The sequence below is a fragment of the Streptomyces sp. S07_1.15 genome (genome assembly GCF_020739505.1).
Classification (GTDB): Bacteria; Actinomycetota; Actinomycetes; order Streptomycetales; family Streptomycetaceae; genus Streptomyces; species Streptomyces xinghaiensis.
Window position 1 is genome coordinate 6803009 of the sequence record NZ_JAJBZK010000001.1, and the last position, 14437, is coordinate 6817445.

A 14437-nucleotide genomic window follows, 5' to 3' on the forward strand; every position below is an offset into this window, starting at 1 on the left:
CAGTGGCAGACGGCGGACAGCGGCGATACGGCCCGCTCGGCACGGTTCTGGTGATCATTCCGACCTACAACGAGGCCGGCAACATCAAGCCGATCGTGGGCCGGGTGCGGTCCGCCGTCCCCGCGGCCCATGTCCTCGTCGCCGACGACAACAGCCCCGACGGCACCGGCAAGCTCGCCGACGAACTCGCCGCCGGGGACGAGCAGGTCCATGTGCTGCACCGGAGGGGCAAGGAGGGCCTGGGCGCCGCCTATCTCGCGGGCTTCCGCTGGGGCATCGAACAGGGATACGACGTCCTGGTCGAGATGGACGCCGACGGCTCGCACCAGCCCGAGGAACTGCCCCGGCTGCTCACCGCGCTCAAGGGAGCCGATCTGGTGCTCGGCTCCCGCTGGGTGGCGGGCGGACGGATCGTCAACTGGCCCCGGTCCCGGCAGCTGATCTCCCGCGGCGGCAGCGTCTACTCCCGGCTGCTGCTGGACGTCCCGGTGCACGACGTCACCGGCGGCTACCGCGCGTTCCGCGCCGAGACGCTCACCGGGCTCGGCATGGACGACGTGGCCTCGCAGGGCTACTGCTTCCAGGTCGACCTGGCCTGGCGCGCGGTGAAGGCCGGGTTCCACGTCGTCGAGGTGCCCATCACCTTCGTGGAGCGGGAGATCGGCGACAGCAAGATGAGCCGCGACATCTTCGTCGAGGCGCTGTGGCGGGTCACCGCCTGGGGCGTCGGCTCCCGGGCGCAGCGCGTGCTGGACCGCGTGAACCGCGCCACCGCCCGCCGGGAGGGCTAGGGCCTCTCGTCCGGGGTCTCCGGTCCGGAGCAGGCGGGGCTCGCGGGGGACCGCGGCCGGGCCCCGTGCGGAGTCCCGGCTTCCGGGCGGCTCCGTGCCAGGTTTCTGCCAGGTTTTCACCGGGGCCGCATGGGCATTCGGGGTGCATGGTACAAATCGGCTACACCATGCTGACCGAGCAGGCCGGCCCCCGTGAGCTCGTCGGACACGTGGTCCGCGCCGAGGAGGCCGGATTCGACTTCTCCGTCACCTCCGACCACTACTTCCCCTGGCTCCGGAGCCAGGGCCACTCCCCGCACGCGTGGACGGTCCTCGGCGCCGCCGCCCAGGCGACCTCCCGCATCCCGCTGATGACGTACGTCACCTGCCCCACGATGCGCTACCACCCTGCGGTCGTGGCCCAGAAGGCGGCGACCCTGCACCTTCTCTCCGAGGGCAGGTTCCGGCTGGGCCTGGGAGCGGGGGAGAACCTCAACGAGCACATCACCGGCGGCGGCTGGCCCGCGGCCGACGTGCGGCACGAGATGCTCGAAGAGGCCGTGGACATCATCCGCGCGCTCTTCGGGGGCGGTTACGTCAACCACCACGGTGCCCACTTCGACGTGGAGTCCGCCAAGGTGTGGGACCTCCCGGACGAGCCCCCGCCCATCGGCATCGCCGTCTCCGGCGACCAGTCCTGCGAACTCGCGGGCCGCCTGGCGGACTTGGTGATCGCCGTCGAACCGAGGCCCGAACTCCTCGACGCCTTCGACCGGTACGGCGGCGCCGGTAAGCCCCGGGTGGGGCAGGTGCCGGTCTGCTACGACCCCGACCGGGAGACGGCGGTGCGCCGCGCCCATGAGCAGTTCCGCTGGTTCGCCGGCGGCTGGAAGGTCAACGCCGAACTGCCCGGGCCCGCCTCGTTCGAGGCGGCCACCCAGTTCGTCCGCCCGGAAGACGTGGCGGAGTCCATTCCGTGCGGCGACGACGTCTCCGCCTTCGTGGAGGCCGTACGGCCCTTCGCCGCGGCCGGGTTCACCGAGGTGGCCCTGGTGCAGGTCGGCGGAGAGAGCCAGCACGCCTTCCTCGACTGGTCGGAGAAGACCCTGCTGCCCGCACTGCGCGAGGCTTTCTGAGGGCGGGACACCCGCCCTCGAGACACCTGGAGACCACCGAAGCGGTGCGACCGCCTCCGCCCGTCCACCCGGAGCCGGAAGCGGTCGCACCGCCGCACAGGACACCGCACAGAACGGAGCTCCCGGACGGGCCTGCCGCCCGTCCGGGAGCTCCGCTTCCGCTGGTCCGTTCCGTTGTGGTCCGTTGTGGTCCGTCAGCCCGACGGTTCCTCGGGTTCGCCCCGGTCGTCGTCCGCGGGGCGTTCGTCGCGCCGCCGCGCACCCGCTTCGTCCGGGTCCGGCAGATTCTCCCGCGAGGAGTCGGCCGCTTCGGCCGGAATCTTTCCCTCCCACTTGTCGGCCGCCTTGTCGTGGCCGCCGACCTGCTGGTCGGGCAGGTCCCGGGGGACGGCGTGGCCGCCCGCCCCGGGTTGCTCGGAGCGTCGTTCCGCCATGTCCGGGTCCTCTCTCTGGTGCTGGATGGTGCTGGACCGTGTGGAGCGCGGGTACCCGCGCCGGTACCGGTCATGCGGTGACGGCCGCCCGGCCGCCCTCGTTCGCGCGGCCCCGTCCCGCCGTTCAGGCCGCGGTACGGGCGCGGCGGCGCTCCCGCTCACGGCGCCGGTGCATCGGCCGCCGTTCGTCCTCGGAGGTGCCGCCCCAGACCCCCGAGGTCTGGCCGGTCTCCAGGGCCCAGTCGAGGCACGCGTCGATGACGGGGCAGCTCTCGCACACCGCCTTCGCCGCCTGCTCCTGGCGCAGGGCCGGGCCGGAGCTGCCAACGGGGAAGAACAGGTCTGGGTCGGTATCGCGGCAAGCCGCGTTCAGACGCCAGTCCATGGATGCCACTCCGTTCGGTTCGTATCGGTTTCTGATCGGATGCGCTCTGTGCCGGTTCTTCTCCGCGTACCCGGTGCCGGACAGCCAACTCGTCCGTCCCACCGCCCGGATCGGGGCGGTCACCAGGCACACTGGAGACATGACGACCGGCGTACCGCACCGACAGGAACCGCCCCCGGGCCGTGGCCCCGGATCGACCGCCGCCCGGACCGGGCGCTCGCGGCGCCGGAGCCTGGTGCCCCTGGCCGTGGCCGCCTGGGTGGTGCTGGAGATCTGGCTGCTGACCCTGGTCGCCGACGCCTTCGGGGGCCTGACCGTTCTGCTGCTTCTGCTCGCGGGCCTGGCGCTCGGCGCGTATGCCGTGAAGCGGGCCGGCCGGCGCGCGTGGCAGGGGCTCACGGAGAACCTCCAGCGCGGCACCGCGCCGGGCGCACCGCCCGCCGAGGGGAGCAGGGCGAGCGGCAACACCCTGCCCATGCTGGGCGGGTTGCTGCTGATGATGCCGGGGCTGGTCTCCGACGCGGCGGGCCTGCTCTGCCTCTTCCCGCCCACCCGGGCGCTGCTGCGCCGCTCGGCCGAGCGCTCACTGAGCCGGCGGATGTCCGCGGCGGGGCGGGGCGGTCTCGGCGAGGCCTTCCAGCAGGCCCGGATGCACCGGCCCGACGGCAAGGTCGTTCAGGGCGAGGTCATTCACCGCGACGGCGAGGACGGTCACGGTGAGGACGGGGACGGGAAGAGCGGCCGGGGTGGCGAACCCCCGCTGCCCCGCTGAGCGGCGCCCCGGGTCCCCGACATGTGCCCCCGTGTGCCCCGGCCGCCGCGGGCCCGTGCGCTCGCCCTCGTCCGGGCACACGAAGGACCCGGACCACCATCCCATGGTGGTCCGGGTCCTTCGTCTCTCTGTGCTGCTGTGCCGCTGTGCCTCGTCCGGCGCGGGCCGTGCCCTTGTCAGGCGGACTTGCGGTTGTCCCGGGGATGCACCGCGATGTTCATCGCACCGGAGCGCAGGACCGCCAGCCGCTCGGCCAGCACCTCCTCCAACTCCTCGCGGGTGCGCCGCTCCATGAGCATGTCCCAGTGCGTCCGCGCGGGCTTGCCCTTCTTCTCCTCAGGGCCTTCGCCGTCCACGAGCAGGGCCTGGGCCCCGCACACCTTGCATTCCCACTCCTGCGGAATCTCCGCCTCTACCGAGAACGGCATCTCGAATCGATGGCCGTTCTGGCATGCGTACTCCACCGCCTGGCGCGGGGCCAGATCGATGCCGCGGTCGGTCTCGTAGCTGGTCACCACAAGTCGCGTGCCGCGGAGAGCTCGCTCACTCATGAATTGTGCCTCCCGGGCTTGTCGCCCACAGGACAGGTGTCGCTGTCGTCGTCATCCGGTCAACGTCCGGTCGGCGGTAAAGATTCCCGTTGCGGGACATGCGTCGCCCGTCGTGCCGCCCCTTGTTGTACCCACCGTGGCCCGGTTTGTCACATCTGGCAGGAGATGTCACCCAGTGCTTCTCCTGATTCAGCTTGCAGTAACGGTCCGCCCTGTGGTCAAAGGCGTACACTACCGCTCCACCGTCGTCCGCGTTAAATCCGGTCGGGCACCGGGTTCCCCGCGGCGGCCACCGCGCGCCGTACGGGCAGCCGCGCCAGCAGCAGGAAACCGAGCGCGAAGAAGACCACCAGCGAGATGATCGCGTCCCGGTAGCTTCCCGTCAGCTGATATGTCAGGCCGAACAGCAACGGGCCCAGCCAGCTTGTTCCCCGGTCGCTCATCTCGTACGCCGAGAAGTACTCCGCCTCCTTGCCGCGCGGCACCAGCTGCGAGAAGAGCGACCGCGACAGCGCCTGGCTGCCGCCCATCACCAGCCCGATCGCCGCCGCCAGCGCGAAGAACCACACCGGCGCGCCCGCGGGCAGGAAGTACCCGGCGGCGACGGTCAGGGTCCAGGCCGCGAGCGAGCCGAGGATGGTGCGCTTGGTGCCGTACCGGGCGGCCAGCCTCCCCAGGCCGAGCGCCCCGAAGACCGCGAGCACCTGCACCAGCAGGATGGCGAGGATCAGCGTCGTCTGGTCCAGGCCCAGCTCCTCCGATCCGTACACCGATGCCTGCGAGATCACCGTCTGCACACCGTCGTTGTAGAGGAGATACGCGACGAGGAAGAGCAGGGTCAGCGGATGCCGCCGCATGTCCCGCAGGGTGTCGCGGAGTTGGCGCCAGCTCTGTCCCACCGAGCCCGCCCGGGCGGGGCCGCCGGCCCCCGCGGCGGGGACATCGGCCGCCGGCGGCCGGTCGCGGAGCCGGCGCAGCGGGACGATCGCGAACAGGCCCCACCACAGCCCGGCCGAGGCCAGGCAGATCCGTACCGCCATGCCCTCGGAGATCCCGAGCGAGGCGTGACCCGTGTACAGCGCGAGATCGGCCAGCAGCACCAGCGCACCGGAGGCGTAGCCGAAGGCCCAGCCCCGCGAGGAGACGGCGTCCCGCTCCCCGGGCCCGGCGATCTGCGGCAGGAAGGCGTTGTAGACGACCATGGCCACCGAGAACGAGGCGTTGGCCACGACCAGCAGGAAGCCGCCCAGCAGATAGCGGTCGCCGGAGAGGAAGAACATGCCGGTGGTCGCCGCCGCGCCCAGGTAGGCGAAGAGGGCCAGCACCGGCTTCTTGCGGCCGGTCCGGTCCGCGACCGCCGCGGCCAGCGGCATCACCACCACCGAGACCAGCACCGACAGCGACACCGCGTACGCGAAGTAGGAGCCCGCCCGCACCGGTATGCCCAGCGGGTGCACATAGCCGCTCGCGTCGGCCGCGGCCCGGGCCACCGCCGTCAGATACGGACCGAGGAACACGGTGACGACGCTGGTGGAGAAGACCGAGACCGCCCAGTCGTAGACGTACCAGCCGCGCTGCTCCCGCCTGCGCTCGGCGGCCGCGGCCGGGCCGGACGCGTCCGCCGGACCGCCCGCTCCGCCCGCGGGCAGCGGGTCACCGCCGCCGGCCCCGGGGTCACCGCCGCCGCCCGCCGGGCCGGGGAGCGCGGTGGTGTCCGCGCCGCCGGTTCCGCCCGTGATCTCCGCGCCCATGCGGCCCCCTCGCCCGACCGTCGCCGCGGGGTCGCGCCGCCGGGGGCACGCCCGGGTCAGCCCCAGGCGCCTCGTTCGGTCAGCACCGTGCGCAGCGTCTCGATGTGATCGGTCATGATGCCATCCACTCCGAGGTCCAGAAGCGCCGCCATCCGCCCGGCGTCATTGACCGTCCACACATGCACCTGCAGGCCCAGGGCGTGCGCGGCCCGTACGAAGGCCCGGTCCACCACCCGCAGCCGCCCGTGCCGCTCCGGGACCTGGACGCAGACGGCGCTGCGGCGGGAACGCGCGGGGAGCCGGTACGCACGCAGCCGCAGGCCGAGGACGCCCCGGGTGCCGAGCGACGTCGCCAGGCGCGGGCCGCCCAGGTGCTGGGCCCGGGCCACCCGCGCCTCGGAGAAGGAGCCGACGCAGACCCGGTCCCAGGCGCCGGTCCGGTGCAGCAGCCCGATCAGCGGGCGCAGGGCCGCCTCGGCCTTCACATCCACGTTCCAGCGGGCCTCCGGGAACTCCTCCAGCAGCTCCTCGAACAGCGGCAGCGGCTCCGTTCCCGCCACCCGGGCCCGCCGCACCCGGGACCACGGCAGCTCCGCTATCGCGCCGCGGGCGTCGGTGACCCGGTCCAGGGTCGCGTCGTGGAAGGCGACCAGTGCGCCGTCCGAGGTGGCGTGCACATCCGTCTCCAGATAGCGGTAGCCCGCGGCGACCGCCCGCCGGAAGGCGGCCGCGGTGTTCTCCAGGCCGTCCGCCGCACCGCCGCGGTGGGCGAAGGCGAGCGTGGCCGGATGGTCGAGGAAGGGATGGCGCACGGCCGGGTTCGGTGTCACGGCGGCAGTATCGCCGCCCCCGTGCGCCTCGCGGACACCGGGCGGCCGCCGGACAGCGGGGCGGCTCGGCCCGTGCCCGTTCCGGCGTGCGCGAGCTGCGTTCCGGCGCAGGGCGCGCGCCCCGGGCACGGGTGTGCCGGCCCGGGGGAGTGGAGTGCTTCAGCCGGCCTCGCGGCAGCCGGTCTCCACACCACCGGTCGCCGGCGCGTTCTCCGTCCGTGCGCTGTCCGGCGCCGGGGCCCGGTCTTCCGTGCCCGGCGCCTCCCCGGGCGCCACAGCCTGGCCCGGGACCGTGAACACCCGCAGGAAGAACTGGGCCAGCGGGCCGATGGCCAGCGCGTACGCCACCGTGCCCGCGCCCACCGAGCCGCCGAGCGCGTAGCCCGTGGCCAGCACCGCCAGTTCGATACCGGTGCGGATCAGCCGCAGCGAGCGGCCGGTGCGCCGGTGCAGCCCCGTCATCAGCCCGTCTCGCGGACCGGGGCCGAAGCGGGCCGCGATGTAGAGACCCGTCGCCGCTCCGTTGAGGACGATCGCGGCGGCCAGCAGCGGGATCCGCACCGCCATCCCCCGGACGTCGGGTGCGAGGGCGAGGGTGGCGTCCATCGCCAGCCCGATCACCACCACGTTCGAGACGGTGCCCAGGCCCGGCCGCTGCCGCAGCGGCACCCAGAGCAGGAGCACCGCCGCGCCGGTGAGGATCAGGACCGTCCCGATCGACAGGCCGGTGCGCTCGGCGACGCCCTGGTGGAAGACGTCCCACGGGTCGAGGCCGAGCCCGGCGCGCACCATCAGTGCCACGCTCACCCCGTACAGCACCAGGCCGGCATAGAGCTGGACAAGCCGCCGTGTCAGCCGGCGGTCCCCCGTTGTGGGCACGTGGACTCCCTGATGGTGGTGGGCGAGTGGTGGTACTGGCCTGGCGCGTGGCAGTCTGTGGCCCGGGACCTCAGCGGTTCCATGGCCAATTTCGGGAAGGTGGACCGGGAAGATGAGTCAGTGGACCTCGGCGGTGGGGGCCGCGCAGCTCGCCCGGCTGCTCCGCTCGCAGAACCACGGAGGCAACGGCACCACGGCCCCGGCCGGCCGCCGGGCGCCGGTCTACCGCACCCTCGCCGACGGCGTGCGGCTCCTGATCCACGAGGGCCGGGTGCCCGTCGCCGCCCGGCTGCCCGCCGAACGGGAACTGGCCGCGGCGCTCTCCCTGAGCCGCACCACCGTCGCCTCCGCCTATGAGGCGCTGCGCGCCGAGGGCTTCCTGGAGTCACGGCGCGGCGCCGGAAGCTGGACGACCGTCCCGGCGGGCAGCCCGCTGCCCACCCGCGGTCTCGACCCCCTGCCGCCGGATGCCGCCGAGACGATGATCGACCTCGGCTGCGCGGCCCTGCCCGCGCCCGAGCCCTGGCTGACCCGCTCCGTCGAGGGCGCGCTCGGCGAACTGGCGCCCTACGCCCACACCCACGGCGACTACCCGGCCGGCCTCCCCGAACTGCGGCAGGTCCTCGCCGACCGCTACACCGCGCGCGGCATCCCGACCATGCCCGAGCAGATCATGGTCACCACCGGGGCCATGGGCGCCGTCGCCGCCATCTGCCATCTCTTCGCGGGGCGGGGCGAGCGGGTGGCCGTCGAATCGCCCAGCTACGCCAACGTGCTGCAGCTGATGCGCGAGGCCGGCGCCCGGCTCGTCCCCGTCGCGATGGCCGACGGGCTGGCGGGCTGGGACCTGCCCGCCTGGCGCGGGGTGCTGCGCGATGCCGCGCCGCGCATGGCCTATGTGGTGGCCGACTTCCACAACCCCACCGGGGCGGTGGCGAGCGAGGACCAGCGGCGGCACCTGGTGGCGGCGGCCCGCTCGGCGGGCACGGTGCTCGTGGTGGACGAGACCATGGCGGATCTGCGCCTGGACGCGGACTTCGAACTCCCGCGCCCCGTCGCCTCGTTCGACCCGGCGGGCAGCACGGTCGTCACCGTCGGCTCGGCCAGCAAGGCGTTCTGGGCCGGGATGCGCATCGGCTGGGTGCGCGCGGCACCGGAGATCATCCGTTCCCTGGTCGCCGCCCGCGCCTACGCCGACCTGGGCTCGCCGGTGCTGGAGCAGCTCTCCGTCAGCTGGCTGATGCGCGGCGGCGGCTGGGACGAGGCCGTGGCGATCCGCTGCCGGCAGGCGCGGGAGAACCGGGACGCGCTGGTCGCCGCGGTGCGGCGGCACCTGCCGGGCTGGGAGTTCTCCGTCCCGCACGGCGGGCTCACCCTCTGGGCGCGCACCGGCGGCCTCTCCGGCTCGCGGATCGCTGAGGCGGGGGTGCCGCTGGGGGTCAGGGTGCCGTCGGGGCCTCGCTTCGGAGTGGACGGGGCCTTCGAGGGCTATGTCCGGCTGCCGTTCACGGTGGGCGACGCGGTGGCCGACACGGCGGCGGCCCGCCTCGCGCAGGCGGCGCGGCTGGTCGAGACGGGGGCGACGGGCGCGGCGGCCGCGGCCGACTCACGGAGCCTGGTGGCCTGACGTTCTCGGCCGTCCGGCCGTGCCGGTCGTCTGCCGGCCGCCCGGGCCGGCGATCCGGCGCCGCGCTGCGCGGGCTTCCCGCCCGCCGCCTCAGTGGTCGGCCCGCGCCGGGGCGGTCATGCCTCCCGCCGCGGAGACCGGCTCCGGCAGCAGCGCCAGCACGGCCAGCCGGTCGCCCTCCGTGCACTCCTCGTCGTACGGATCCGGGGTGGCCGGCACCTGCAGCCGGTGCACCTGGCCGTGGCCCAGCCGTGCGTAGCCCCGCCCGGGCGGGATCTCCGGCGGCGGCGTGGTGTGCGGCGGGGCGCCGAGCACCCCCGCGATCTCCTCGGGCGTGGCCGGGCCGAGCACCACCCGGGCCCGGGTGTGCGTGCGGACCGCCTCGCCCAGGGAGTCCACGCCGTCGAGGTGGTCGGCCACCACCACCGTCACCTGCGCGGCCCGGCCGTGCCGCAGCGGCACCCGCAGCAGTTCCTGCGGGTCGGGCCGCCCCTCCGAGGCCGCCAGCTGGCTGAGCGCGGCCGGGCGGTCGACGACGATCCACAGCCGGCGCCGGACGTCCTCCGGGACCGGCCGGCCGGCCCGGCGGGCCTCGTGGACGGAGAGCAGCCGCCGCTCCGTCTCGTGCGCCGCCCACTCCAGGACGGCCAGGGCGCCGCCGAGACCGCACTCGACGGCCGGCACGCCGCGCCGTCCGGCCAGGCAGGCGTACTCACCGGTGCCGCTGCCGTCGACCACCAGGACATCGCCGTCGCGCAGTGCCTGCAGGGCGATCGAACGGAGCAGGGTCGTCGTGCCGCTGCCGGGCCTGCCGAGGGCGATCAGATGCGGCTCGGCGGAGCGCGGCCCGGTCCGCCACAGCACCGGGGGCACGTCGGCGGCGTCCTCCAGGGCGTCGCCGCGGACCGCCGGAAGGGTGCGCCGGACGCTCTCCGGACCGGTGAAGCCCAGCACGGTCTCGCCGGGGGCCGTGACGAAGCGCTGGGCGCGGATGTCGTCGGGGAGGGGCGGCAGGACGGTCAGGGTGAGGACGTTGCCCTCCTCGTCCCAGTCGAACAGGTACTCGCGCCCGCGTCCGCATTTCGCGTGCAGCACCTGTTCGATCCGGGCCCGGAACCCGGGCTCGCCGTCGGTGACGTACGGGGGGTAGCACAGTTCGAGCAGGACCGGGCGGCCCGTCTCGTCGAAGGCGTGGTCGAGGAAGACCGCCTCCCAGTCGCCGCCGTGCGTGTACAGCGGTTCGGGGTCGTCCTCCGCGCGGAAGTACGGCACCAGCGCCTCGTACAGGGCCCGGAGCCGCTCCGCCTCCGCCTCGCCCGGCCCCTCCTTTCCGGCGGCCCGGCCGCCGCGCCCGGCCCAGGCGGCCGCCGCCATCAGGGCCGCCACGGCGAGCAGCGGCCCGTGCGGGGCCAGGGCCACGGCCGTCACCGCGGCGGCGGCCAGCAGCAGGACCGGCCCGCGCCGGTCGGACGGGGCCCGCGTCCACCGCTGCCGGCCGGCGGCGGCCAGCCGGCGCAGTCCCCGGCCGATCACGATCAGGGGGTGCAGCACGTCCGCGGTGTGGTCGGCGGCTGTGCGGAGCAGCTCCCCACCGCGGCGGAACGGAGAGCTCCGGGGGCTCGCCACGGGGACGCGGGGAAGGGGGCGCCGGGCCACGTTCGCTCTCCTGGGGGTTGTGCCGCTGACACGGACGGGCCGCCGCGGCCGGAGCGGCCGCCCGTCCGCGTCTCAGAACCGGATGTTGTCCAGCAGGCTGGCGAGGCTGGCGCCGCCCGCCTTGATGCTCGGCGCGAGCGCCGTGCCGGCCAGATAGAAACCGAAGAGGGCGCAGACCACGGCATGGGAGATCTTGAGCCCGTCCTTCCGGGTGAAGAGGAAGACGATGACACCGAGCAGAACGACGCCCGAGATGGACAGAATCATGGTGTTCTCCTGGCTGTGGGGACGGTTACCACGAGTGGTTCCAGATTCACACCAAGTGTCCGGCCCGGCGAAGGCGCAAAGGAGTGAAGATGCCCCCACCGCCCCCGCCGGACCGGCCCGCCACAGGGGCCGGACCGGCCTCGTGCCGGGGCGGCCGTGTCCTCCGCGGCCGGTGCCGTGAGCAGGCCAGTAGGGTGGCGAATCACTCGTACGGGCGTGGGCCCGGGAAGGCGGAGCGACGGATGAACGACCCGGGAGCGGGCGAGCCGGCCGGCGAGGCGGGGCCGGGGCCGGTGGACGACGAGGTGATCGAGCTCGCGGGCAGGATCTTCGATCTGGCGCGCGCCGGTGACGCGGAGCGGCTCGCGGCCTACCTCGACGCGGGCGTGCCCGCGAACCTCACCAACGACAAGGGCGACACCCTCGTCATGCTCGCCGCCTACCACGGCCACACGGCCGTGGTGGAGGCCCTGCTCGCCCGCGGCGCGGACCCGGACCGCGCCAACGACCGGGGCCAGACCCCGCTGGCCGGCGCGGTGTTCAAGGGCGAGGACGGCGTGGTGCGCGCCCTGTTGGCGGGCGGTGCCGACCCGTCCCTCGGCACTCCCTCGGCGGTCGACACGGCCCGGATGTTCGCCAAGACCGAGCTGCTGAAGATGTTCGGCGCCGACTGACCGGAGCTGCCTGACCGGAGCCGGCCGGCCCGCCTGCCCCCGCGCCGGCCCACCGGCCCCGCGGCCCGGCACCAGCGTCCCCGCCGCCGACCCGCACCAGGCGCTCACGGCAAAAGCCCTGAGGGGAACGCCGCCGCCCTCGGTACCATTGACAGCTGGACCGGGAAGGACGGCCCGCGGACGGCCGGCGGCCCGCGGCCCGGGGGCACGGGGGAGGGGAGCGGCGGTGCTGGACGAGGTGACCGCGCTCCGGTACGTCATGCCGCTCCGCGCCGGCGGCTCCGTCCCCGGCGTCGTCGAGACCGACGACCTGGGCACGTACGTCGTCAAGTTCACCGGCGCCGCGCAGGGGCGCAGGGCGCTGGTCGCCGAAGTGCTCGTCGGTGAACTCGGCCGCCGCCTGGGCCTGCCGGTGCCGCGGCTCGTGCGGGTCCGTTTCGATCCGGCCGTCGCCGCCGGGGAGCCCGACCGGGAGATCCAGGACCTGCTGCGGTCCAGCGCCGGTCTCAACCTCGGCATGGACCTGCTGCCCGGCGCACGCGACTGGACCCCGGCCGAGCTGACCCCCGGCCCGGCCGAGGCCGGGCGGATCATCTGGTTCGACGCTCTCACCGGCAACGTCGACCGGACCTGGAACAGCCCGAATCTGATGGTCTGGCACGGCCGGCTGTGGCTCATCGACCACGGCGCGGCCCTCGTCTTCCACCACCGCTGGGACCGGGCCCCCGCCCATGTCGCCCAGCGCTACCCCCTCACGGGCCACGCGCTCGGCCCGTACGTCCCCGACGTGGCCGCGGCCCGCGCGGAGCTGGCGCCGCTGGTCACCGCGGACCTGCTGCGCGAGGTGGCCGCTCTCGTCCCCGACGCATGGCTGGCGGAGGAGCCCGGCTTCAGCTCGCCCGCCGAACTGCGCGAGGCCTATGTGACGCATCTCGCGGCCCGCGCCGCCCGCTCCGCGGAGTGGCTTCCCGGAGGCTTCGCCACCCCCGAAGAGCTGCGCCGCGCCGAGGCCGACCGCGCCGCCGCCACCCGCGCCGGCCGCCCCGCCTGGCTCCGGCACCTCCCGGGCTGAGCGCAACCGCGGACCCCGCCGGGGCATCCACGCCGTCCGATGGGGCAGGGCTCTGAGAGCGGGGCGCGCGGAACGATCACCGCTCCCCGGACACGGCCGAGCAGGACGCGCCCCGGCACGGGCGCGCCGGAGGAGGGGACCCATGCCGCTGACCGATCTGCCGCTGGACCAGCTGCGCACGTACCGCGCCGGGACACCCGAGCCCGCGGACTTCGACGCCTTCTGGGCCGGCACCGTCGCCGCGGCACGCGGCGCGGCGGGCGGCGGCACGGCCGGGTACCGGCCCGTGGAGGAGCCGCTGCTCGGCACCGTGGAGGTCTTCGACGTGCGGTTCCCCGGCTGGGGCGGCCAGCCGGTCGCCGCGTGGCTGCTGCTGCCGCGCGGGGCCCGGGAGCCGCTGCCCGCCGTCGTCCAGTACCTCGGGTACGGCGGCGGCCGCGGGCGGCCCCTCGAACACCTGGTGTACAGCGCCGCCGGCTACGCCCACCTCGTCGTGGACAGCCGCGGCCAGGGCCACGACACCCCCGACCCGGACCCCGTCCCCGGTACCCAGTACGTCGGCGGCTACATGACACGCGGTATCGACGACCCGGAACACCACTACTACCGGCGGCTGATGACGGACTGTGTCCGCGCCGTCGACGTCATCCGCGAGCACCCCGCCGTGGACCCCGACCGTGTCGTCGTCGCCGGGGCCAGCCAGGGCGGCGGGCTGGCGCTGGCCGCGGCGGCCCTCGCCGGGGACACGGTCGCCGCCGCCCTCGTGGACGTCCCGTTCCTCTGCCACTACCGGCGGGGCGCGGAACTCGCGGCCTTCGGCCCGTACCCGGAGCTGGCCGAGTACCTCGGCCGGCACAAGCGCGTCGACCCCGAGCGGGTCTTCACCACCCTCGACTACTTCGACGGCGTCCACTTCGCTCCCCGGGCCGGCGCGCCCGCGCTGTTCAGCGTCGGGCTGATGGACCCGGTCTGCCCGCCCTCCACCGTCTACGCCGCCCACAACGCGTACAAGGGTGACCGGGAGATGCGGGTGTGGCACTTCGCCGACCACTCCGGCGGCGGCGCCTCCCAGACGGAGGAGCAGCTGCGCTGGCTCGCCGACCGCGGACTGGCCCCCTGAGCGGCCGGGGTCGCGGGGGCCCGGGGCGCCGCGCACCCCGCCGCGCGGTGTCCGATCCGTACAAGACCCGGGCCGGGACCGGTGCCTACGGTGCCCCCATGACGCCTCGATTCGACGCCGTGGGCCTGGTCACGGCCGACCTGTCCGCCTCCCTCGCCTTCTACCGCCGGCTCGGCCTGGACATCCCCGGGGACGCCGGCGGCCCGCACGTGGAAGCGGCGCTGCCCGGTGGTCCGCGGCTGCTCTGGGACACCGCCGAGAGCGTCCGGTCCTCCGACCCGGACTGGACGCCCCCGAGCGGCGGCCCCGCGATCACCCTGGCCTTCGCCTGCGACTCCCCGGAGGACGTCGACGCGGTGTACGCCGCGTTCGCCGCCACCGGCCACGGCGGACGCGCGCCCTGGGATGCCGCCTGGGGGCAGCGCTACGCGATCCTCACCGACCCGGACGGCAACGCCGTCGACCTCTTCGCCCCGCTCCCGGACACGGACTGAACGGCCGGGCCCCGGGCGG

Annotated in this window: 16 protein-coding genes; 8 read left to right on the forward strand and 8 right to left on the reverse strand. The window is 74.8% G+C overall.

Annotation, left to right across the window (positions count from 1 at the left end; translation table 11 throughout):
- Positions 1–2: 2 nt before the first annotated feature.
- Both LIX60_RS29220 and LIX60_RS29225 read left to right on the forward strand, forming a co-directional pair.
- Positions 3–791, forward strand: coding sequence for a polyprenol monophosphomannose synthase (locus tag LIX60_RS29220; RefSeq protein WP_227962198.1), 789 nt, complete (start codon positions 3–5; stop codon positions 789–791).
- A 146-nt stretch (positions 792–937) separates the two neighbouring features.
- Complete coding sequence (locus LIX60_RS29225) at positions 938–1906, forward strand: LLM class F420-dependent oxidoreductase (RefSeq protein WP_227962200.1); 969 nt, start codon at positions 938–940, stop codon at positions 1904–1906.
- 194 nt (positions 1907–2100) lie between these two features.
- Here LIX60_RS29225 and LIX60_RS29230 read toward each other — a convergent pair whose 3' ends face one another.
- Together LIX60_RS29230 and LIX60_RS29235 are read right to left on the reverse strand one after the other, a co-directional pair.
- Positions 2101–2340, reverse strand: coding sequence for a hypothetical protein (locus LIX60_RS29230; protein WP_227962202.1), 240 nt, complete (start codon positions 2338–2340; stop codon positions 2101–2103).
- Between the two features lie 124 nt (positions 2341–2464).
- Positions 2465–2725 (reverse strand): WhiB family transcriptional regulator, encoded by a 261-nt coding sequence (locus LIX60_RS29235; RefSeq protein WP_043468850.1) that lies wholly within the window; start codon positions 2723–2725, stop codon positions 2465–2467.
- A gap of 139 nt (positions 2726–2864) precedes the next feature.
- Between LIX60_RS29235 and fxsA the strand changes: the two genes are divergently transcribed.
- Complete coding sequence (gene fxsA, locus LIX60_RS29240) at positions 2865–3497, forward strand: FxsA family membrane protein (RefSeq protein WP_227962204.1); 633 nt, start codon at positions 2865–2867, stop codon at positions 3495–3497.
- Positions 3498–3673: 176 nt separating this feature from the next.
- On the opposite strand, the gene LIX60_RS29245 is transcribed toward fxsA, so the two are convergent.
- From LIX60_RS29245 to LIX60_RS29260, 4 genes are all read right to left on the reverse strand, one after another.
- Entirely contained in the window at positions 3674–4048 is a 375-nt protein-coding gene (locus LIX60_RS29245; RefSeq protein ID WP_030548181.1) for an RNA polymerase-binding protein RbpA, read from the reverse strand.
- 254 nt (positions 4049–4302) lie between these two features.
- Positions 4303–5799: an MFS transporter gene (locus tag LIX60_RS29250; RefSeq protein ID WP_227962206.1), complete on the reverse strand. Its 1497-nt coding sequence runs from the start codon at positions 5797–5799 to the stop codon at positions 4303–4305.
- 56 nt (positions 5800–5855) lie between these two features.
- A complete protein-coding gene (locus LIX60_RS29255) occupies positions 5856–6629 on the reverse strand; it encodes a glycerophosphodiester phosphodiesterase family protein (protein ID WP_227962208.1) in 774 nt (257 codons plus the stop codon).
- A 159-nt stretch (positions 6630–6788) separates the two neighbouring features.
- The gene (locus LIX60_RS29260; RefSeq protein WP_227962210.1) at positions 6789–7508 is read right to left on the reverse strand and encodes a YitT family protein; all 720 of its coding nucleotides are present in this window, start codon (positions 7506–7508) and stop codon (positions 6789–6791) included.
- A 112-nt stretch (positions 7509–7620) separates the two neighbouring features.
- Between LIX60_RS29260 and LIX60_RS29265 the strand changes: the two genes are divergently transcribed.
- Positions 7621–9135 (forward strand): PLP-dependent aminotransferase family protein, encoded by a 1515-nt coding sequence (locus LIX60_RS29265; RefSeq protein WP_227962211.1) that lies wholly within the window; start codon positions 7621–7623, stop codon positions 9133–9135.
- Positions 9136–9225: 90 nt separating this feature from the next.
- Here LIX60_RS29265 and LIX60_RS29270 read toward each other — a convergent pair whose 3' ends face one another.
- The gene (locus LIX60_RS29270; protein ID WP_374117941.1) at positions 9226–10686 is read right to left on the reverse strand and encodes a hypothetical protein; all 1461 of its coding nucleotides are present in this window, start codon (positions 10684–10686) and stop codon (positions 9226–9228) included.
- Positions 10687–10863: 177 nt separating this feature from the next.
- Entirely contained in the window at positions 10864–11058 is a 195-nt protein-coding gene (locus LIX60_RS29275) for a hypothetical protein (RefSeq protein ID WP_019708524.1), read from the reverse strand.
- 242 nt (positions 11059–11300) lie between these two features.
- On the opposite strand from LIX60_RS29275, the gene LIX60_RS29280 reads away from it, so the two are divergent.
- The 4 genes from LIX60_RS29280 (at position 11301) to LIX60_RS29295 (ending at position 14418) form a co-directional block, all read left to right on the forward strand.
- Entirely contained in the window at positions 11301–11732 is a 432-nt protein-coding gene (locus LIX60_RS29280) for an ankyrin repeat domain-containing protein (protein ID WP_227962213.1), read from the forward strand.
- 226 nt (positions 11733–11958) lie between these two features.
- Complete coding sequence (locus tag LIX60_RS29285) at positions 11959–12804, forward strand: HipA family kinase (RefSeq protein WP_227962214.1); 846 nt, start codon at positions 11959–11961, stop codon at positions 12802–12804.
- A 142-nt stretch (positions 12805–12946) separates the two neighbouring features.
- Positions 12947–13924, forward strand: a complete 978-nt coding sequence (locus LIX60_RS29290) for an acetylxylan esterase (RefSeq protein ID WP_227962216.1) — start codon at positions 12947–12949, stop codon at positions 13922–13924.
- Between the two features lie 98 nt (positions 13925–14022).
- A complete protein-coding gene (locus LIX60_RS29295; RefSeq protein ID WP_227962218.1) occupies positions 14023–14418 on the forward strand; it encodes a VOC family protein in 396 nt (131 codons plus the stop codon).
- Positions 14419–14437 lie beyond the last annotated feature (19 nt).